Origin of the sequence: Sphingobacterium sp. Ag1, assembly GCF_000988325.1 — a bacterium.
GTDB lineage: Bacteria > Bacteroidota > Bacteroidia > Sphingobacteriales > Sphingobacteriaceae > Sphingobacterium.
Genome location: NZ_LBGU01000043.1, coordinates 724,878 through 747,587, shown reverse-complemented (window position 1 = coordinate 747,587; position 22,710 = coordinate 724,878). Strand labels below are relative to the sequence as shown.

Here is a 22,710-nt window from a genome sequence, read left to right as displayed (position 1 = left end):
TTTGTTTACCATCAGGATATCGGCATAAAAAAAGGCGCCTTTATAGAAGAAGACGCCCAACAACAGTTTTTACTTTAAAATTTTTATTCTTTTTTTCAGAACCCGCATCGTCCTCCAAAACGACGCTTCCATTCTTCGCGCAAACGTTCCCTTTCCTCATCGGAAAGATCTTCTCCTTTTTCCATCTGAGGCGGAAAATCCCGTCGGAATCGGCCACCTCCCGGTTTACCGAAGCCCCTGCCGAACAAGATTTTCGACAAGACAAAGAGTCCCAGCGCCTGCCAATAGGTAATTGCTTTCAGATTGAAAATATCAACCATTAATGTATTCCACAAATATTGTAGTAATGCTACCAACAAAAAAACACCAACGATGATAGCGACAACCATAAAAGCGAATTTACCCTTCCGCTGTCTTTTCATTCTTCCATTCATAGCTTAATCCTTTTAAAATTTTAATTCTTCATACAAACTTCGCAACCGTATTCTCAGGTGCTTCACTGCATACCCTTTTCGGCTGATAATCGTCTTTAGGTTCTCATTTTCCATGACTGCAATTTCCTGAAGAGTTTTCTCTTCCAGTTCATTGAGCACAAAAACCCGGCGTTGCTTCTCCGGCAATTCCTCCAATGCTTTCATCAGCTCATCCCAAAAGATATCCTTAAATAATTTTAGCTCAGCATTATTGGAGTCGTCAGCTAAAAGGAGCTGACGAATAGGAAACGTACTTTCGCTATCATCGTCACCTGCTATAAGCTCATCAAGCGATTCACTTTTCTTTTTCCGGTAGCTGTCTGTAATCTTATTTCGTGTGACAGCATAGAGCCACGCTCCAGCATTCTCCAATTCGTCCATATTGGTCAAACGGCTAAATTGATACCAGACTTCCTGTAAGATATCCTCTGCATCCTCCGTTTTCTTTACCCTTCCCTTAACAAAACGTAGCAGCTGACTTCCATAAGTCTTAACGATATCCGTAAATGATCTGGAATTTTTTTCTGCCATATGATTTTGGTATGCAATGTCCATAGCAGCATAGACGAACTAGTCAAACTTTTACTTTAAATTATTTTCATGAATCTTTCTTCTTGCTGACTTCCACCTCCCCAACAATGGCACACGTTTTCACGGTCTTCTTTCGTATACGCTTTGTTAGGATAAAGATACGAGATAATCAGCTAATAGCTGATGCATTCAACCTACTTTATCAGGAATAAAACAAAACCTTCATGACTTCGCAGACACCAACAGCAATGAAAGCAAACTGAAGGTTCTTTCTGGCCAATAAGATCAGACACTTTCAGAAAAAAAATGATGCTGTGTGGTCTATTACTTCCACCGCTGCTGAATGACTTTACCTTTATCGGTAATAAAAATATAACGGTATGCAGGGAAACGCTGAATTAATTTTTTTCCTTCTTTCTCACCAAGTACCATGATTGAGGTACTGAGGGCATTTGCAATCTCGGCGGAAGGTCCATAAATCGTCACTGATGTTAATCCCGTAGCTGGATAACCTGTCACTGGATTTATAATATGTGAATACCGTTTTCCATTGATCTCCGCATATTTCTCATAGCTGCCTGAAGTTGCTACGGCCATTTCGTTCAGATGAAGAACCTTGACCATTCGATGGGGTTTGAACGGATTGTTTACACCCACTTTCCAGGCATCCCCCCGGGGTGGGTTTCCCCAAGCCGAAAGATCTCCGGAAGCATTAACTATACCTGCTTCAATTCCTTTTGCCTTCATTATGTCCCTGCCACGATCAGCAGCATAGCCCTTCCCGATCGAGCCGAAACCGATCTTCATACCGGGCAATTCCAGAAAAATTGTCGAAGATGCACTGTCGAGACGGATGTGTTGATAGCCCACCTTGGCGACAGACCTTTTAACCAGATCTTCCGTAGGCATCGTGGTCATACTACCATCAAATACCCAAACTTTATCCAAGGCAACAATACTAATATCAAAGGCTCCGCCTGAATTTTGAGCATACTGGATCGCTCGCTTTGTTAATTCAAATACTTCCCGATCCACCTTAACGGGCTTAATCCCTGCATTGCGGTTCACCGCTGCTATTTGGGTTTGCGGACGCCATTCTGAAATCAGGTTTTCTATTCGATCTATTTCGGAGATGACTTCATCGATATGCTGATTTGTAATCGCGCTATCCCGATCTACCAAGCTGATTTCAAAAACAGAGCCCATAAGGGTAACCTGCCGCTTGACCAAGACCTGCGCAATCCCCGAAGTAATGGACACAAAGCAGAGCATTAAAAGCAGGACACATTGTTTATTGTTCTTCATGAGATTGATCCAAAAAGGAATTATAAAGTCGATCTATACCAAAAGTAGTCTTCGTGACGGGATTTACCATTGTACCATCAATTTACTAATAACAATCCGTTAAGATTTGTCCACTTTCTTTGTAGTCGGCAATAGTTTTGCCGACATGCGCCAGGAGAAGTTCATTTAAAGTATGTTCAACATCATGCTGCATACGCAATGCACCACAAAGCAATACACAACCTCCTTTTTCAAGCAATTCGACAAAATATAGCGCATCCCGACGGATCAGGTCCATGACATATTGTGGATTTTCCTCGCGCGAAAAAGCCAGTTCAAGCTGCTGCAGATGCCCTAATTTCAGCTGTTGATCAGCAAAATCCACATAGTGCGCAGTCATTTCATTTCGATGGCGAAAACCAGCATACAGACGCAAAGGCGTCCTACTTTCATTTTCTGAAATCATGCCAAGAAAGGGTGCTACCCCTGTACCATTCGCAATTAAAGCGACTGCATTTGCTGCTTTCGGGAAATGAAAACTTGGATTAACCATGACACGTGCCTGGAGGGTTTGATTCGGTTCCAATCGATAGAGGAAGCTAGAACCAAATCCATCAGGAAACAATTTCACCACGAGCTGCACCATTCCATCTTTGTAGCCGATCGAATAAAAACGTTCACGTTGATCTTGCGCGGGATAGATTGCCAATAAATCGCCCGATTGCATGTTAATTTTACTTGCAGGCTTCAGCACTAAAGTAAAGGTCGTGTTAGTCGCTGAAACAGCAGACTTCACTACCACCTTAAATTTCGTCAGTCCGACAACTTTAGCACTATAAATAGCTGGTGCAGAAGCGAGTGCAATAGTGGCCTGCGAAGACCAGTCATGTATCCATGAAATAAGTTCATCAACATCCTTATCATTAACGGTATGTAAGTCTGTTAAACGCGAAGCCCAACCTTGTTTTTCTAGTAAACAATCAATTTCGCGCGCATAAGCACAAAAATCGGGATAGGCTTTTGAACCAAAGCCGAGAACCGAAAATTGTACATCTTGTTTTTGTGGATGGCTATTGAGCTTTTGTTCAAATTGAAGTGCATTGGAGGGTGCTGTTCCTAGCCCGTATGTCGAAGTAAACACAAGCAAGTGTTTTGCCTTTGGAAAGCACTGATATTGATTCATTCCGAGCAGCAACGATTTTTGCCCATCCGCCAAGAGCTGTTTATGGATCTGATTGGCGAAAAACAGCGTACTTCCATTTTCCGTTCCGAAAAGAATAACAATCTCCGCTTCTTCAGGTTTATATTTATTCTTGATTTTTGTACGCGTGCGCTTGAATGTAATGACGAACCCTGTATAAATAAAGAACACAATATTCAACGATGCGAGCCCCAGTACAATAGCCCATATAATATTGGTCTTACCCGTATGAAGGTCCAAAGACAACTCTTCGGCCAATGCAGTAAAGGGGTACTTGACTTCTTTATGCAAGCTTCCATTCAACTGGTTGATGGTCAATTCCCGATCGCGAAGCTTCAATACAAAATATTCGTCAGGATCGCCTTCCATAAACGGAAACTCCAAGGTCTTCAAATCAACAAGTTTTGTATTTTGGAATATTGAAAATTTTGCCACCTCCAATTCGATATCTTCCTTCATCTTATTGGGATATTCGATGGTTTGATTCGGCTTCTTTAAGATTTCAATACGTACCAGGAATAAATAGGTACCAGTTAGGGCCAATATCAAAATTGGTATCAAAAATAAACGTCCTGAAACAACGTGGAAATACTGGGCAAAAAAGTCCCGATTGATTTTGGCAAAGAAGTGTCGAACGCCCTGTTGACGCTTAACAATCAGAACAATTCCTGAAATAGTAATAAGAAACAACAGAAATGAAACCACACCAATAATCACCCGGCCGGTCACTTTCAGAAAGAGCGAGCGGTGTAAAGCTGTAACCCATTGAATAAATTGGGACTTATTCAATTGGGGACCAAGCAGACGCCCGGTATTCGGATCAATATAACCCTTCACGGTATTGCCATCAGCGTCTATGGCATCAATACTCACAAATTGATTGTGATCTACCGAAATCGCTATGATTTCGGGATAAACCTTGCGCAAGGCTGTTACGGACTGCGCAAGGTTTAAAGTTTCAATATGTTCAACCCGATAAGGTGGAATTTTTTCGTTGACAGCGTCAACGGCCAATATTACGCCAGTTATCGATAATAAAAGTAAAAAGACAGAAGAAACAATAGCTAAGGCTAAATGTGCATACCTCCAAATAGATACCAGCATTTTTACCCCTCTTTTATTGTATTTTATTTAACTTGACAAGTTTGATGTATCCCTTGCCGTTCGTTTTTTCGGTAATGGCTTCTTTTGTTAAAGGGATTTCAACATCGGCAGTATGATATTTTTGTTCCTCTACAGCAGATTCAAAACGGAGTTTATACCCTTTGTTGAACTTCGATTCGTCAATATCCAATGTACGCATGGCACGGTCACCGCCACCAACTGACGCACCCGTCACCGCATTTAGCTTCTCTTTGGTCTTATTTTGAAACTTGTACCATTCCTTGATCGTATTATACCATTGCTTATCAGATCCCAATACGGCGAGTGTTTTTTCGTAAGCTCCACTAGGATTAATCAGTGAAATCACGACGTAGGCTTTCTCACCTTCGTAGGCATTCATTTGGATCATGCACTTATATTTAGCTGCCTGTGCGAAAGAGCTTAGGGCTGCCATTGAAAATAAAAGAGTGGCTATCGTTGTTTTAAATATGTTATTCATCTTCAATTGTATCTAATTTTAAGGTATCCGTAGTCCATTCAGCGTTACCAATATTTCTATTATTTATCGGGATATTTCATCGATATGATTAGAAATACCACTGAAATACGATGTTGTCTTATTTCAAAAAGTCAAGCTGCACATTGGACTTAGCTAAGAAATCGTTCTCTTTCGCCAGGTCATAAGCTGTTTCATCGAATTCTGTTTTCAATTCCTTTTTTGCACCAAGCGAAACCAATGTTTTTAATATGGAATCGTCTTTAGCTAGGAGAGCTGCCTTATGTAGTGCCGTCGTTCCTTCTTTATCTTGTGCGTTAATGTCTACTCCAAGTTCGCTAGCTTTCTGGATAAGCTTCACATTCTCTTTGGCTACTGCCAAATGATACAATGTACTACCATTTTTTTGCGGAGCAATAACGTCCAATCCGTTCGTCTTAAGGATCGCTAATTTTTCTTTAAACTCATCTCCTTGTGACACATTTCCCTGACCACCTGGTCTGCCCCCCTGTGGCAATTCCTTGTAAGAATTAAACCAATAGAACGCTAAGTTATTGCCCTCCTTATCCAATACCTTGGTATCGGCTCCATTTTTAACCAATGCCGCAGCTACTTCAGGAGTTCCATTTGCTATTGCTTTAGTCAATGCAGATTCTCCTTTTTCATTTACAGCATTCACATTTTTCGCTTTAGTAAGCAGCAACTCGACCAATTTAGTATCTTTACCACTAGCAGCCACCATAAGTGCCGTATTTCCTTCGTTGTCAGCTTTTGCGACATCTACACCTTTATCCAAAAAATAATTGATCACATCCATATCTGGCCTACGAACCAAAGCATGAAGTACCGTAGCACCTTCCTTATTTACCGCCTTAGGATCCAATTTGAACTTTTCAACCAAATAGGTATAAACCGCCAAACCGTTAGAAGCTTGTCTAGAACCTTGAGTCGCAAAAAACAACGCATTGTTGGTCGGCTTTACACCACGGGCGATGAATTTCTCCATAAGCGCGGTATTTCCAAGTTTAGCAGCATAATCCGTTACCGTACGGCCCGACTCATCTTTATCTTGAATAGATAATCCTTTTTTTATGAAATAATCCGTCAATGCCAGGTCCTTGTCTGCAGACGCTGCAAGCATCATCAAAGTTGCACCACCTTCATATTTCTGTTTGGGATTCACACCTGCTTTAAACAAGGCATCATACACAGCAGTATTTGTATTTCCTGTTGAAGCTGCATAAGCGACAATTGGGTAACCATGGCTATCTTGGTAATTGACATCAGATCCCTTCGCTATTAAAAAATCGACCAATTCAGCATTTCCACTTGACGCTGCCCAGTGTAAATAACTACGGCTGTGATGTGTCTTCTTGGTTACACTATTCCCTTCTTGTTCGATCATGAATTTGACGACATCAGTCGGAGCACCATTTAATATAGCCATAGTGACCGGATCAAAGGATGCCGCATTCGGCTGAGAAGGGCTATTTCCTTTGCTGATTTCTGATTTAACAACGGTCAATGTAGGTTTGCCCTTCCAGAACTCGCCGTTCATCAACGAGTTTGTCTGCGCCTGTGCATAAGATGCAGCGAATAATAAAGCTGCCAAAAGTGTCTTTTTCATTCTTTTATTTGTCTTTTGAAGGTGATGGAGCAACATAACCTATTCATTCCCTACTCAATTATTCTGCAAATTGAGCTTTAATTATACGATAACATGGGTTGAAATATATCGTGTTGGTTTCATCAGAATATGTGTAAACGCGTATATTTTTAGAACATGGATGCGTTCCGAATTCGATGTTTGCAACAATTTCTGCATACAGACAAGCCCATGTCTAAAATAGATTAGCTACTTTATTTAAATTAATTCTAAATTAATGCAAATCTAAAAAATATTCCCAAACCACAAAAATTAATCGTGCTAATTTTTATTGATCCATTGCCCTGAAAGGCTTTCGGCTTCATCCGAACAACATCTGAAAGAAGATTGTTAAACTTGCAAATGCACTAAAATTATCTTACTTTACTTAAAATAAAGTGGTATAATGAGCAAGGTAGTTTCCAATTTTTATACAATCAGCGCAACGACTGAACCTGAACATAAAATTTTCTATCGTCTGTATGTACCCGACGACAATCAAATAGTGGCAACATTACTCTTGGTTCATGGCATGCAGGAACATAGTGGTCGGTACGAAGAATTGGCCAGTTATCTGACTACACAGAATTTTGCGGTTTTAACCTACGATCAATTGGGCCATGGAAAAACGGCGCTACAGGTCGATCAATTGGGTTATTTTAAAAAGCGTGGGGCTAAAGAACAACTTATTGATGACGCCATTACAATGAGTAACTTCTTACGTGAAACCTATCCGCAACTGCCTCAATTTATTTTAGGGCATTCCATGGGATCCTTTGTCACACGTTGTGTTTTACAAAAAATTGGTCGGCAATTTAAGGGGGCCATCATCGTGGGGACAGGCCAACGTCAAAAAGGATCCACAGCTTTTCGTCTTTTACTCACTCTTCTCAATAATATTGCCCCTAAAGGAAGAAGTAAATTGATCAATCGCATTTTTGACAAACGTAATAATGCTCGGTTTAAGAACGAGCCTAACCAAAATAACAGCAATTGGTTAAGCATAAGCAAGACAAACCGTATTTCATTTTTGGAAGATCCTCTTTGTGGGGGATTGTTTACCAACAATGGGTTTCATACCGTATTAGACCTTTCCTTGCAAGCGACAGCTATCGAGGCTACCAAGAATATCCCAAAAAACCTACCAATTGTATTTATCAGCGGACAGGATGATCCAATTGGAGATTTTGGCATAGGCGTTGAAAAAAGTGCGGCACAGTTAAGGGCACAGGGACAGACCGATATAACCCTTAAATTATATGCAGGCATGCGGCATGAAATTCTTAATGAAGACTGCAAAATGGAGGTATTCCAGTTCATCAGTAGCTGGCTTCATCGCCATTTACTTTAGTTTTCGACCGTAATATTTCCGAATAGGCTCATCTAAATAGTTAAAGACTAATAAAGATAAAAAAATCAACAACAGCATTCCAATAACAATAATCACAGCCATTTGCTTATTCGATGGGTGATTAAGTTCTACATAGCTCATAAAAATCCAGATAAATGGATAATGAATGATATAGAGCGGATAGGAGATATCACCTAAAAACTTGCATAACTTCTTGACCCCTCCAAACACAGGCTGCCCTCCTATCCCCAGTAAGAGTAATAAAGGAAAATAGAAGATAACGACAATAGGATCAATGTATTTACCATAAGCTTCAGAAAATGGAATAAAAAATACGGCGGCAAGTAGACCTAGAACACCGAAAAAAGGAAGCTTGTTGGAAATGGTCCAGTTCGATCTAAAAATAAGTAGTCCCATTGAAAACGAAAACCATAAACGAATTCCACCAGCCCAAAAGTTGTCTGCTCCAAAACCGACAGCTAAATAGCCCGAACGAAATGATTCGGCACATAGCGCTGCTGCACCAAGGAGCACTATCCCCCAAAGAAACTTTTTTGGAATCCGTACCGGTACCAAAGCATAGGCTATATTAGCGATATACTCCCAAAATAGCGACCATGTAGGTGGGTTTAAATGAAAAAGATTAAAATAGCGTTCTGGTACAACCGGGTATGGAATCAACGTTATCCCACTGATGAACATCCCCATCTTTTGCAAAACAGAAAATGAGCCAGACAAACTGCTGAATGGATCGTAAATAAATGCGAATAAACCAATCAACGTACCGATGATAACCAATGGGTGCAATCGCAGCAAACGCAAGAGAAAGAATCGTTTTAGACCGATTGCGGCCAGCTTCTGATCGTAGGCATAGGCAATGACAAAACCCGATAAACAAAAGAAAAAATCAACGGCTAAATAGCTATGTGGAATAAAACTATTGCGATAATCCGGTTGTGCAATTTCCATAAAGTGAAACAGGACGACTGCGATTGCGGCTACCCCACGCATGGCGTCAAGAAGTTCAAAATGTTTCTTCGTTTGATGTACCATATTTTTTATCGGCAGCGAAAATTAAGACCGACGAAGATCGAAGATCCGCTGCTAGCTATTGAAAATGCTATTTAAAATTAAACGTTGGTGCTGGTTGTGGCGCAACACTGCTGGTTGTCCCTTCAATTTTTGGCCAGTCCTTATCCCAGACGATCTGATCCAACAATAGCATCCGGCGATTTCCCCCCGTAGCAACACGAGGCTGTTTTGGATCTATACCATGATAGAGTATCCAATCTTTTCCCTTGTCGTCTGTAATAATGCGCGAAGTATGGCCCGTCCCCACAAATTGATCATTTCCTTTTAACAACAGTGTTCCACTCCCCCGCTGTGTAAGGTTGCGGCCTTCTTGATCCACATAGGGTCCTTTCAGATGGCGAGAGCGCCCCACAAGAACATGATAACTGCTTTTTTCTCCTTCACAACAGGAGCCTTTGGACCCGACAAAGTAATAGTACCCTTTCCGTTTATGAATCACAACGGCTTCAAAATCTCCTGCGGCAACTTTAAATTTTTTATTTAAATCGGGTACCACTGTCCCATTTTTATCCAGTTCAACACCATATGTACCCTGCGTGCTCGCATCGCTAAAACTGCCCCAGAATAGATAGTTCTGCCCATTTTCAGTAAAAAAATAAGGATCTATTGAATTAGGCACATCGATCTCCTTGCTATCAAAAAGTTTACCTTGATCGATAAAGGGGCCTTCCGGTCTAGCTGCTAGGGCTACACCGATGCCGGGATTGGGATCGCCCCATGTTGAATAGGCATAATATAAGAGATACTTATCACTTAACCTCACCACATCGGGAGCCCAGATTCCGCCTTCTGCTTTCCAGCTTGGTTTTGAGCTGAAGGCCGTACCAATCCAAGTCCAATGAGCAAGATCAGCCGATTGTAGAATAGACACCAAACGTTGCCCCTTTCCGTCGCCCCAATTGTCGGCTGTCCCGTACGCATAGAACATTTTGCGCTGTGGGTCTCTAACGACTGTAGGATCAGCAAGTATGGGCTCAAAAACCGGATTGCTATAGGTTTTATGCTGAGCCGTAGCATTTGTTATTTGTCCCGACGGCTTCACTGAACCTGTAGCGCTTCCACAGGAGCTCAACAGGTTCAGTACGGCAACTCCGCCAATCCAATATCTGAACAACATTGCATTCAACATCTTATTATTCTATTTATATTATTTTCTATATCATAGGGAAAGCTATTTTGCTTTTCCCAATTTCTCTTCCAACATTTTGATAAAATAGCCCCCGACAACGGATCTTGCTTTAAATCCAGCTCTCTTAGGACGGTCTGTATAGGTCCAATCCGACATGGGAACGCGATCGGTTGTTTCGTTCATAAAACGGTAGACTGGCTTCAAAAATGCCTCAAAGGTGGGCTTATCATCTGCCATGGTCGCCGTCCAAATAATCCAATCGGTTTTGGTGTAAGGCTGACGATTGTCCAGGGGAAGTCCGTATTTATTTTGTTTGCTGAGATAGTATTTAATTTCAGTTTCACGGATAGAAGGGTCAAAAATATCCATCTTAAGCAATTTATCCCAGACCATATTATACTTTTGACTCCAGGTTCCACTTTTATCAAAAGTTAACTTGTAGTGATCCCCATCTTCGGCCATCTTTTTCCATTTCATCGCCATTGCTTTTGCTTCGGTCAAATACTTTTTCGCCGTAGCCTCTTCACCAAGCATTTGGGCCAGATAACCGTAAGATGCAATACCCAAAATAGCTTTAATGGATAAATTGGCATTATGCGCAAAATGGCCTGCAAAATCATCTGTACACAACTGATTTTCGGGGTCAAGACCTTTATCGACTAGATAATCTACCCAGGTAGACAACACTTTCCAATGTTTTTTGGCATAAGCGGCATTGCCTTCCACCTTGGCCAAAGCATAAGTTAATAGCAGCATATTGCCTGATTCTTCCACGGGCATATCCCCACCGTAAGTTTGGCCATTCGCTAAAGGATAGGTCCCAACATCATGCGCAGCAAAAGGTTTTGTCCACTTATTGCTTTCACTATAATAAAAAATGGCGTTCATTAGTGCTTTTGCCAGTTCTGGATTATAGTAAAGGAAAATCGGAGCCGAAGGATAGGTTACATCAACAGTTCCTATTGACCCATTGCTATCATTTTCCTTGGACAGTAAAAGCAGATCGCTATTGGGTGCTTTTACAAGTTTATGAGCGGCGATTGCCTGTCTATAGGCCAAGGCACATAATGCAGCATAGTCTTCACCTCCGTTGCGCAAAGCCGTACCCCATAATTCGGCATCAAATTTATCAGCAGCCTTTTTGAGAACAGTATACTCTTTGTCGGCCAGTTCAAATTGTTTCTCAATGGAACTATTTCCATTGGTATTCCAATAAGGCCGTAAATTTTGTCCAAAATATTGGATCGAGTACAGGTCATCATAGCCCAACAAGATCTTATCCTGGTAGCTTGATGAGACATCAAAAGTTTGCATCAGTGCCAATTGTTGCCCTCCATTTGGAGAAGAGCTATTTTCACTCTTCAGAAAATTAGAGCGTAATTGATGGCTACTTCCGACCGCGGACTTTGTCTTTGATTTTGCACCTGCCATATAGAAATACCCCCAATCTATCCGTAGGTCGTCACCTTTCCTTCCTAGAACCTGCTGGCTTTTGCTTCCTGTCTTTACAAATTGGAGATTTCCGGAAATAAAGGAACTGCTTGTCGCATCTTGAAGAGGAGAATTCAGTGCCCAATTTGGTGCCGCCTCCAAATAAAGTTGTACCTGGTGTTTCTTGCCATCCTTCGCATGGACTGTATAGGAAAGATAATTTACGGGTCTAGCCATTAAGTCCAATTTATCCAAAAACATCGGCGCAGTAAATGTAATATTTAAGTCCACGGGCCCGCAGTTAAACGAATAATGTGTTTGTGTTGCCTGCACATTGGAAGTGATCTGATTCGCTTCATTGTCGAATTGAATACTACCTTCTTTTTCTGTAAAGAGTCCAAAATCAAAATATCCATTCGCTACCCTATTATAGCAATAACCCGCGAGTATATTTTTTCCTTTCTTCAATGTTTTTACGACATGTTCGGGCAGCTTGACCCGACTATTTTTACCTGTCGAATTGCCTGTATTAGCAACCTCAATACCGTTGACGTACAAAATAGCGTCATCGTCATGTGTAAATTCGATATATACAGATTTGCCCGTAAGATCCTCAGTCAGTTCAACTTCCCTTCTAACCCAAATTTTAGGTTCCTGCCAATCAGTCTCCACATTGGGTTCTTTGTCCTTGGTGCCGAATGGCGCTGCTCCCATTTTCCATTGCCGTGCATCAAATGAAGGTTTCATCCAGTCTGAGGCAGGTTCATTGACAACGTAACTTCCCGTCCAAGCCGCATGTTCGCCCATCCGTGCCAAAGGCAAGAGTTCAGCCTCTTCGTTGCCCAGGAAGCGATAGGGTTTTCCATCCACTTTAAGGACGCCCAATAAGGGAAAGGATTTTCCGGTCCAATGGCGTACAACATCCGCATTCAATTCGTTGCTATAGGACCAGGCACTTGTATTCGGGTCAATTGTTACTAAAGGATAGGCAGGCGCGCGAAGATCATTCTTAAGGACTTGTTTTTGTGCAAACGACGATACCGATTGACATACAATAGCCGTTGCAATTAGTAATTTTAATTTCATTGATTTCGTATAAAATAGGTTTAGGTTGACAGGTATACTTTCAGCTATAAATTTAGGCCGCAACCCGAGTTGCGGCCATATCGCTATCAATTATTTGGTAGGTGCATTATAAAGCGCCTGATGTGCAGCCTTCAATTCTGCTTCAGGCATTTTTACAACTTTTCGATCATAAGTCATCAAACCATTTGTTTCTACTTCCACATCTGTTGTCTGTGTATAAACAGCGGCAGACAATCCCATCGGAATTAGACGTGTCAAATCATGGATAAGGCGTTTGTAACGCTCCAATAATTCCGTTTTATTTTTAAAACTTTGGTATCCCCAGTTGTCTTTCTGTTGCCAAGAATGTCCGTCTATCGGTAATCCCAGACCACCAAATTCACCCAATGCAAGCACTTGTTTAGCACCAAACAAATTTGGATCAGGCATGGCTGCATCCGGATAATTATGGATATCCAAGATATGTCCAGTTTCCATAAAGTTACCACCACTGGCGCTATTTACGAGTCTTGAAGGGTCATTAGCCATGGTCCATTCCGTAATTTCCTTCGTTTTGAATTGCCCCCAAGCCTCATTGAAAGGCACCCAGATGACAATACTGGGGTAGTTGTGCAATACCTCCATAATGGTTTTCCACTCTTTCCGGTAGTAATTCTCAGATTCCTGTGAACGTACTTTATCCCGATTGCCACCTGAAATCTTTCCCGGTTGCATATCCCAATGATTTCCACCAAGATCGCCGCTAGGCATATCTTGCCAGACAAGCATACCTATACTATCACAGTACCGATACCAACGTGCCGGTTCTACCTTGATATGCTTACGGATCATATTGAATCCCATTTCCTTTGTTTTGACGACATCAAACTTCAGCGCTTCATCCGTTGGTGCGGTATGTAGACCATCCGGCCACCAGCCTTGATCCAATGGACCATATTGGAACGTAAACTTATTGTTTAACATTAAACGTTGAACGCCGTTTTCATCTTTCTGCATGGCTATCTTCCGCATGGCGAAGTAGCTTTTCGTCTGGTCTACGATTTTTCCTTTTCGAATCAGCTGAATTTCCAGATCATAGAGTTTAGGGTTACTCGGCGACCAGGGCTCCAGATTGGGTACCGAAAGATCAAAGGATGTATTGGGTTGTCCTATTTGTTCTTTAATAAGCTTTCCGCCATCCAATGCACGCACCTTTATTTCGTCGCCGGCTTGGCTTCCCTCTACGGAAGCTTGAAAGGCCAAGACAGCATCGTCCAATCGCGGCGTCTGTTTGGTACTTACAATATAAGCTTGTGGAACACTTTCTAACCAAACGGTCTGCCAAATTCCCGTCACTGGTGTATACCATATACCATTCGGCTTGTTCACCTGTTTACCCCGTGGTTGTGGGCCATCATCAGTCGGATCCCATACCCGAATGGCTATTTCCTGTTTCGCTCCTTTCTTTAGGAAGCTTGTCACATCCATCGAAAATGGATCAAAACCACCTTCATGTCTTCCGACCAATTGATTATTTACATACACATCACATTGCCAATCTACGGCACCGAAATGCAACAGGACCTTATTTTTATGGACAGACTTGTCCAATGTTATGGTATTATTATACCATAAGGCTTTATCTTTTCCAACCTCTTTACCAACACCGGACAATGCCGATTCAATAGCAAAAGGAACAAGGATGTTGCCGTCCCATTGCCGAGGAATCTCTTTAGTGCCTACCGGAGTGACAGCATATTTCCATAGTCCATTTAAATTCTGCCAGTTATTGGTTCTGATTAATTGTGGCCTAGGGTATTCAGGATGTGGCTTTTGGGCCGTTACTTTCTCGCCCCAGGGGGTTAATATATGTGATCCGGCGGGTTTCCAATCCTGAGCAAAGTTCAATTGTGCTGCCATCATCAAACTGGCAAAAAATAAGGTTTTCTTCATCATAAAAAATCGTTAAGTCATTTATTTATATCGTATTTATATTATTTCACCGTGGGAAAAGCAGCAATGCGCAAACGTGCTGCTCCCATTGGAATTAGTTCAACTTCCTGTACCTCGCTTTTGCTTTCCACGGGGCTCAGAGGCAATACCCCCGTTAACCCGTTTTCATCAATTTTCCACCCATCGATACGTTTCGCTTTCACAAGAATCGAAATAGGTACTGCTTCTGCGTCGAAAGGAAATGCATCTTTAGGCCATGGTCGTTTGACCACTTTTAGGTGGTTAACAGCTTGCAATTGATTTTGTACAAGTCCGTAATTCCAATCACTTGCAGGAAGGATTTCATAGGATGGCCACTTGGATGGATCTGCAGTCTCCTGCCATTTGGAATCTCCTATTGCCGAAGCCTTACTATCTTTTTTCACATAATTCTCCTTGATTTTAAGGGCATAAGTCAATGGTCCACGCTGGATACTCACTGAATTTTTATTGGCTGTCCATGTTTTCAGATCTATGGTCATTGGTAAGGAAAGTTCGACCTTGTCGCCGTCTTTCCACTGCCGTTGAATCCGAATATATTTTGCACCAGCTTCCACAGCTTGGCTTTTACCATTAACCGTTACTTTCGCTTGTTTCGCCCAGGCTGGAATACGGAGATAAAAGGGAAAATCAACCATTTTGCCCTGTGTTCCTATTTCAAATCGTAGCGATTCTTCAAAAGGATAATTGGACTCTTGCCGGATCTGAATAGCCTGCTTGTTTCCGACGTTGATTTCAGCCTTTGATGCGGCATATAGTACTGCCGCAACACCATTATCATTCGTTGCCATATACAAATGCTCAGCATAATATGGCCAGCCCTGACTGTGATTATGCTGACAACAGCGTGAACTAAAGGGATTCATCATTAAAAATGGCCCGTTATTATCAATTCCAGGAGCATGATTATGGCTGTCACTGATGGTCATATTTGGACTTGTAATATACCTTAAGGCCTTGAAATCTGCTGTTACGGCTGCTGGATAGGTATTGAAAGCGACTTCCTCCGCATGATCTGCCCAAAATGGGTCGCCTGTTATCCCAAGAAGGATTTCGTTGGAGGCCATCTGTTCGACCATACCACAGGTTTCCACCCCTTGACGGGGATCGGTATATCCTGGACGTGCATTTTCATCGGCACCGAACATACCGCCTGGAACCTGACCAAATACCTCCCTGACAAAATGAAAATTAGCGTAGGTCGCCTTCAGGTCTTCACTCGATTGGCTTTTCAGATAATAGGTTGCCGGCTCTCTGAAACATTGTGCAACATTGACATTATGCCAATTCGGCAAATCATCTTTCTGTCGCCAATTGGCGGTATTGCGATGGATTTTATCCGCTAAATCCATCAGCCATTCATTTCCTTGTGTTCTATTATAGAGCCAATAAACCGAGAGCAGATTGTCACCACCCCGACTATTTTCCCAATAGTCTTTAAGAAAAAAACTATCCGGCAAATTGGCCTGCCATTTAAAGTAATTGGTCATCAACGTTAAGACACGTTGGTCACCGCTATATTCATAATAGGATTGCAGGCACCACAACATCAACATATTCCCCCAAAGATCCGGTTTGTTGTTACGCAGCATCAATGGCCCAAAGTATCCATCAGGACGCTGGCTTTTTAGTGCGGCTTCCAACCATATCTTTGACTCCGCTAGGATTGTAGGATCTTTTAAGATGTAGCCCAGATTAGCATAACCTTTTAGCCAATAAGGAACTTCTTCCCAGCCATAATCTCCTGTCCCATCCGTACTTAACCATGCATTATTTTTTTTGGACAACCAGGCACTAATTTCGCCCAAATGACCTGTAAGACCATCTTTTTGCAACGCTAGGTACTTCCCTAACCAGCCTTCAGGCACTATACTGCCTACCGGCAATTTCAGCAAGGCATTCTGTCTTAGTGGAGCCCTATTGTTCACGTATTGTGTATTCTTACCTGTCAACGGCAATTGGTTTACGGAAGTTGCTATTCCTGATTGGGCCGACGCAGCTAAGCCAAACCCCAACAATAAGCTTAAAAAGCCAATTCTTTTAATCATTTTTATTTTAGTTTCTTTGGTTCACTATCGTACAGCGCCTCGGTAATCCCATTTACCCGTAACCCTACGCGCGCATACACCGCTGCACTCTTGGTCAAAATATCTTTGATATCCAGTTCCAATTCGACATGGCCGGCATTTAATCCGGTTTTTTCCATCTTGTAAGTATATTGGCCCAAATCCACAAATTTTGTATCATTGACCAATAAGGTGACTAAATCAATCGTTCTTGAAGCATCTATTGTTTCGATATCAAAAGATGCTTTAAGGATATTTCCTTGTGTGTTATAGGTTATATTACTCATCATGTAGTAGGGTTTCACCTGATAATCCACTGTGGTATTACCCTTCACATCAACCAGCAAGGTATCGGCACTGCTCACCCATGGTCCATTTCCACTGGTTGTCACCAATTTGTACTTTCCATCAAAGAGTTTCGTGGAAAACGAACCATCTTGAGTTAAATAAACATTAATAGGAGACCGAAATTGATAACCATCCTGCCAGAGTTGAAGATAGACCGATTGATTGGATCCTCTCAGCCCCAAAGGTTTGGAATTATAGGTTACATGTCCGCTTAATGTGCTTTGTGGTGCATCATAATTATCTTTGCCACAAGCAAAAACACCCAAGAGTAAACACAACCCGACTATTAATTTACAAAAAAAAGTTTTCATAAGAATAATGCTATTGATAAGGATTTCGGACTAGCTTCGGATTGTTGTTAATCCAATTTTGGTCAATGAAATTATAATAGTTCTGATATTTAAAATTTCGCGGATAGAGCGTATGGCTAGATTTCTGTTTCTCGAAAACCCACTTGCCATTGTTAGGATCCCCAGGAGCATATATTTTATACGGAAATAGGGCATAGTGCACCGCATTGTAATTATCAGCACTTCCGTTCCAGATTTCATGGGCGATGCGCAAACGTTTCAAATCCCAATAACGATGATCTTCGAAAGCAAATTCAACGCGACGTTCCTGAATGATATCATTTAAAGAAATAGTCGTCAATGCTTGTATTCCCGCGCGCTCCCTGATCTTATTGATATATCCAGTCAACTCAGCTTGCGGTTTACCAAGTTCAAGCCCCGACTCTGCAGCGATCAACAGAAATTCAGCATAACGAAAACGGACAAACCAAATATCCGAACCGCGCCCGCGTGTAGAGGCATCTTTATTTTCGTCAATAAACTTCCGGATATTAAATCCAGTTTTATTGACATACATATCGTTGGAAGTCGTAGGGCCATCCTCACTCGTAATAAGTCCGCCAAATTTATCATTTGAGGAACCAGGCGAACCTGTTACTGTCTTCCATGTACCATTTTCTTTATACCGAACCCCCGCCTGATAAGTTATTTTTGTTCCAGCAAAATCTGCTCCGGAGTAAATTACCGTACCATACAAGCGTGCATCCTTATTGGCAAAAAGATCTTCGGGATTTGTATAATAAACATAGTCACCAGCAGCAGTCTTCGTTTTCAGATCCCCTTTTCGATCATTTGTATATTCAAATGCTTCTACCAAATTGAGTACTGGGGTTACGAAATTGGCATCAATATCACCGCGGACTGATGAGGCTATATTATTATTGGTAAAAGAATGGGTCTCACCAGGATAAGCATAGTCTTTTGCCCAAATTACTTCATTACTTGATTTTGAGGTTACGGCAAGATAAAAGTTCTTGCCCTTATCCGGATTTGCATTATACAGCGCATAAGGGCTATTATTTATAATATCCAAAGCAGTTTCATAAGCTGTCTGATAATATTTAGTTGCTTCAGATGCAGGGATACCTACCTCATTGCCTGCGGTCTTCACATCGGGTGTTTTATAATTATACTTTGCGATGGATGCGGCATATAAACTTGCGCGGGCTTTAAGCGCCAAAGCTGTCCATTTATTGGCTCTCGCTGAATTGATGGTTTTCTCTGTACCGAGCATTTTAGCCGCTTCAGTACATTCACTGATGACATAATTATAGCTCTCAGCTTCCGTGGCTCTGGATAACTGCAGTTCGGCCGGATCCATCCCACTTGTATAATCATATACCTTATCTCCCACCAATGGCACACCGCCCAAACGCTTGATCATATTGAAATACGTCCAAGCACGAATAAAACGAGCCTCCCCTTCTATGCTCTTCTTATTATTATCGTCTAGTGTCGATTGACGGACACCCACAATAAATTGGTTTAAATTGCGGATCAATTCGTAATCATACATCCGCCAAAAATCATTTGGAAACTCTTGCATATTGTTGGGAGAACCGCTGGAAAATCCGGCTTCATCTAGCATTGCAAAGGAGCCGTTGTCGCCAAACTGCTGGCCCCAGCTGACTCTTCCGTAATAATTGGCCAACACTGACTTCACCATATTTTGATCTGAAAATATCTGATCGTCGGTAAAAATTGCCTGTGATTCCCGGTCCAAAAACTTATTACAGCTTGAAAATGTACATACTAAACATACACCCCATAAAATAACCTTCCTCTTTATCATGTTATTAAAAAGTTAAATTAACACCCACATTTATAACCCGGTTTGTTGGGTATTGAACACCTGAATCACTTGTGATTTCCGGATCGATCTTCATATCACCCAAATTATCTATACTGAAGAGATTCTGCATCATTGTATATATTCGTAATTTTTGGATTCCACGAGCTTTCATCCACTTATCTGGCAAGGTATATCCAATCTGAAGATTTCTTAGTTTTATATAATTGACATTGGTGAGCCAAAAATCGCTATGCCAATAATTACTATGGTTTTGATTTCCGCGAATCAATGTTGGATATTTGCCCGGGATCAATGCACTATTGGGGTTGGTAATATCACTGAGCATCCATTGATTCTCCATGTAATATTGCGGGTTATTTCCACCATCGTGGAAAGGATTCATCGCTTCGTAATTGGGACGATAGGATGCAAATGCTGCTCCTGTCAAATCCATGGCCAAATCAAATCCCTTGAATTGTCCGCCCAGATTAATTCCAAAATTGAAATAAGGAAGTCCGCCTTGCCGATATCCTATTGGCCGCTGATCCAGCTCATTGATCACTTTATCCCCATTGATGTCTTCATATTTTATATCTCCTGGTCTCAAGGTAGAATTACCTTGACGGTCATTGTCTACATCGTAATTGGCAATTTCTTCCCAGGACTGAAACTGTCCAGTAGCATGTAAGCCCCAATTTAGATAGGCGTAGCGGTCAAAAATGGAGTTCCGATACTGATCCCAGGAATTCCCAAACCGGGGTTTATATTGTTCACCATCAATCTGACGGGCAAATGTAAAATTACCACCGACAAAGTAGTTGAAATCGCCAGCCTTACTCCGCCACATAATTGAGCCATCGATACCCTTATGCATATCGGAGTTTAGGTTTTCATAAGGCAGACTAAAACCAACCTCATTTGGTATCAATACATCATTTCTGGAAGCCGGTAGACCGCTTCTTTTCCTTCGAAAGAAATCCAAGCTACCCGTCAATCTTCCCTTTAATGTGCTAAAATCGAGCCCGACATTCAACATGTGTGCCTCAATCCAGGAAAGCGTTTTAACAGGAAGTCCACGGGGTTGGGTGCCAATAACATATTTTCCGTCAATCGTCGAACCTTTGGAATTATAGGTATATCCGCTCAGGTAACCAAAAGCATAATATTTCCAATCATCCAAATTGTCATCCCCCAATATCCCGTAAGATCCCCGAAGCTTAACATCATCAAGTACCTTCCGCATGCCATCTGTCCAAAACTTTTCAGAAGAGATCCGCCATCCCGCGGATGCTGAAGGAAAAAATCCCCATCGACTTCCAGGAGCAAACTTCCAGGATCCATCATAACGCGATGAAAGTTCTAAAAGATATTTTTGATCGTAGTCATAATTGACCCGACCTGCAAAGCCGGCTCTTGCTTGCGTATTTACTCCAGTATCATTATAGGTATCCATCGTTTGAAAATAGATCAAACTCAAGGCATTCGATGCTGGTCTGTCGTGGACATAAATATCGGGGTTATCTCGTTTTATTGACTCCGCGGCTAATACAGCATTGACACCATGCTTTCCAAAACGTTTGTTATAATTTAAAGTGAATTGTGTTGAAATTTCTTCGATTTGAGCGATAGACCGCTCCCGCCAAGGGTTATCCATGCTAAATATAACTGGATAGGTATCCGTTTTTTCATCATAGCCATACAATTTGTAAGTGAACTCCTGATTATCCATCCATTTATTAGCCAAATAATACCCTACCGTTCCTTTGGCAACCAAATCATCTGTAATCTTATACTCGGCATTAAAATTTAGTTGCATCACCCGCCATTTTTCCTGATATGTACCCGATAGATCATAATTCAGCATCGCAAAATTCGTCTCGGTATTGGCTGCAGTTTGTGTTGGATAGAGCGGATTGTCATTGGCAAATGGCCGCGCAGTAGGTAAGTTGCGATAAATGGCAAATAATGCCTGCCAAGTATCGTCAGCACCGGGTACCCCAGGTTGTTTACGCTGTTCAATCCGTCCGTTCAAATTAGCCCCTATTTTTAATCGTTTAGATACGCTCGCATCAATGTTCATCTGAACATTAGTACGTTTGAAACCGCCATAATTACGGATAATGGATTGTTGGTCGAGATGCCCAGCACTTAAGTAATAATTGATCTTTTCGGACCCACCACTCACATTTCCAGCAATATAGGTTTGCGGACTAGTTTTTAAGATATAATCGTACCAATCAAATGGGCGGTAACCCTTTTCTGTCCCCTGTTGCCATTTTTCAAGATCGCTTAATGTGTATTTTGGATCCTTCACACCAAGAATGGCATCCGATTGAATGTAGCTCTTTACATAGGTACTTGCATCTGCAGGCTTAGGAAAACGAAACATACTTTGCCAACCGTAATAGGAATTGATATTAAAGGTATTGTTATCGCCCCGCTTCCCCTTCTTTGTCGTTACAACCACCACTCCGTTGGCTGCACGTACACCATAAATCGCTGCGGACGCATCCTTCAAAACCGAAACAGATTCGATGTCATTGAAGTCCAAATTATTGAATTGGCCTTCATCTTTTTGAACACCGTCGATCACATACAAGGGAGTTCCCATATTCCGGATGCTGATCCCCGTCCATGCACCAGGGCGTCCATCCGACATCCGGCTATTGACCCCTGCAATCTTCCCGACCAAAGCTCCTGAGGTTGTTGTCGCAACAGATCTGGAAATATCCTGCGAAGAAATTGCCGTGATTGCACCAGTAACAGATTCCTTCTTTTGTGTACCGTACCCCACCACAACCACTTCGCCGATACGTGAATTTTCATCGTCCAATGTAATGGCTAAATCGGCGCTCGCGGCCACTTCTTTTGAGAGATACCCAACTGAACTTACAGTCAGTAGATCCCCAGCATTCACACCTGTTAGACTAAAATTACCTTTTGCATCCGTTGAAACGGCAGTGCTCGGTTTGGATTTTAAAGCGACTGTCGCTCCTACGATCGGATTGCCGCTTTTATCTTTAACCACACCCTTGATTGATTTTTGCAAAGCAATGCTTTCTGCAGGAACTGGAAATAAATCTGCTCCCTTTGCTAAAGGAATAAAACTGCTCGCACAGCAGAGTAAAGTAGCAGAAATTGGCAGACATTTAAGACCCTTAAACATACCTAGATTGATTAGTTTGTATAATTGATTTGTCCAAAATTAAGGTATATTCAATCGGACAGGCTTTCGTTTTTTCTCAAAAAACTGCCTATTTGTATCAAATAATTAATACAACCTAAAACGTTTTAAAGTCTATTAAACAGAGAAAGTACACCTCTTTTCAGCGGTATACTTTCAAACCAATCATTATTAAA

The 22,710-nt window shown here is 41.7% G+C and carries 15 protein-coding genes; 1 reads left to right on the top strand and 14 read right to left on the bottom strand.

Annotation, left to right across the window (positions count from 1 at the left end):
* Positions 1-95 precede the first annotated feature (95 nt).
* From AAW12_RS20375 to AAW12_RS20350, 6 genes are all read right to left on the bottom strand, one after another.
* Positions 96-434, bottom strand: coding sequence for a hypothetical protein (locus tag AAW12_RS20375; RefSeq protein ID WP_046675405.1), 339 nt, complete (start codon positions 432-434; stop codon positions 96-98).
* Between the two features lie 12 nt (positions 435-446).
* Positions 447-1,004 carry an RNA polymerase sigma factor gene (locus AAW12_RS20370; RefSeq protein WP_197084120.1) on the bottom strand — a complete coding sequence of 186 codons (558 nt, stop codon included), beginning with the start codon at positions 1,002-1,004 and terminating at the stop codon, positions 447-449.
* A gap of 324 nt (positions 1,005-1,328) precedes the next feature.
* Positions 1,329-2,309, bottom strand: coding sequence for an FAD:protein FMN transferase (locus tag AAW12_RS20365; protein ID WP_046675403.1), 981 nt, complete (start codon positions 2,307-2,309; stop codon positions 1,329-1,331).
* Positions 2,310-2,394: 85 nt separating this feature from the next.
* On the bottom strand, positions 2,395-4,593 hold the full coding sequence (locus tag AAW12_RS20360; RefSeq protein ID WP_046675402.1) for a PepSY domain-containing protein: 2,199 nt from the start codon (positions 4,591-4,593) through the stop codon (positions 2,395-2,397).
* Between the two features lie 13 nt (positions 4,594-4,606).
* Positions 4,607-5,092, bottom strand: coding sequence for a DUF2271 domain-containing protein (locus tag AAW12_RS20355; protein ID WP_046675401.1), 486 nt, complete (start codon positions 5,090-5,092; stop codon positions 4,607-4,609).
* 118 nt (positions 5,093-5,210) lie between these two features.
* Positions 5,211-6,716 carry an ankyrin repeat domain-containing protein gene (locus tag AAW12_RS20350; protein WP_046675612.1) on the bottom strand — a complete coding sequence of 502 codons (1,506 nt, stop codon included), beginning with the start codon at positions 6,714-6,716 and terminating at the stop codon, positions 5,211-5,213.
* Positions 6,717-7,140: 424 nt separating this feature from the next.
* Between AAW12_RS20350 and AAW12_RS20345 the strand changes: the two genes are divergently transcribed.
* Positions 7,141-8,085 carry an alpha/beta fold hydrolase gene (locus tag AAW12_RS20345; RefSeq protein ID WP_046675400.1) on the top strand — a complete coding sequence of 315 codons (945 nt, stop codon included), beginning with the start codon at positions 7,141-7,143 and terminating at the stop codon, positions 8,083-8,085.
* Here AAW12_RS20345 and AAW12_RS20340 read toward each other — a convergent pair.
* From AAW12_RS20340 to AAW12_RS20305, 8 genes are all read right to left on the bottom strand, one after another.
* Positions 8,077-9,138: an acyltransferase family protein gene (locus AAW12_RS20340; protein WP_046675399.1), complete on the bottom strand. Its 1,062-nt coding sequence runs from the start codon at positions 9,136-9,138 to the stop codon at positions 8,077-8,079. The genes AAW12_RS20345 and AAW12_RS20340 overlap by 9 nt on opposite strands.
* Positions 9,139-9,205: 67 nt before the next feature.
* Entirely contained in the window at positions 9,206-10,294 is a 1,089-nt protein-coding gene (locus AAW12_RS20335; protein WP_046675611.1) for a family 43 glycosylhydrolase, read from the bottom strand.
* 54 nt (positions 10,295-10,348) lie between these two features.
* The gene (locus tag AAW12_RS20330; RefSeq protein ID WP_046675398.1) at positions 10,349-12,823 is read right to left on the bottom strand and encodes a glutaminase family protein; all 2,475 of its coding nucleotides are present in this window, start codon (positions 12,821-12,823) and stop codon (positions 10,349-10,351) included.
* Between the two features lie 90 nt (positions 12,824-12,913).
* Entirely contained in the window at positions 12,914-14,758 is a 1,845-nt protein-coding gene (locus AAW12_RS20325; protein ID WP_231585310.1) for a glycoside hydrolase family 2 protein, read from the bottom strand.
* Between the two features lie 38 nt (positions 14,759-14,796).
* The gene (locus tag AAW12_RS20320) at positions 14,797-16,842 is read right to left on the bottom strand and encodes a beta-L-arabinofuranosidase domain-containing protein (protein WP_046675396.1); all 2,046 of its coding nucleotides are present in this window, start codon (positions 16,840-16,842) and stop codon (positions 14,797-14,799) included.
* 2 nt (positions 16,843-16,844) lie between these two features.
* On the bottom strand, positions 16,845-17,519 hold the full coding sequence (locus tag AAW12_RS20315) for a DUF3823 domain-containing protein (protein WP_046675395.1): 675 nt from the start codon (positions 17,517-17,519) through the stop codon (positions 16,845-16,847).
* Between the two features lie 10 nt (positions 17,520-17,529).
* On the bottom strand, positions 17,530-19,350 hold the full coding sequence (locus tag AAW12_RS20310; protein ID WP_046675394.1) for a RagB/SusD family nutrient uptake outer membrane protein: 1,821 nt from the start codon (positions 19,348-19,350) through the stop codon (positions 17,530-17,532).
* 4 nt (positions 19,351-19,354) lie between these two features.
* Entirely contained in the window at positions 19,355-22,516 is a 3,162-nt protein-coding gene (locus tag AAW12_RS20305; protein WP_084823257.1) for a SusC/RagA family TonB-linked outer membrane protein, read from the bottom strand.
* Positions 22,517-22,710 lie beyond the last annotated feature (194 nt).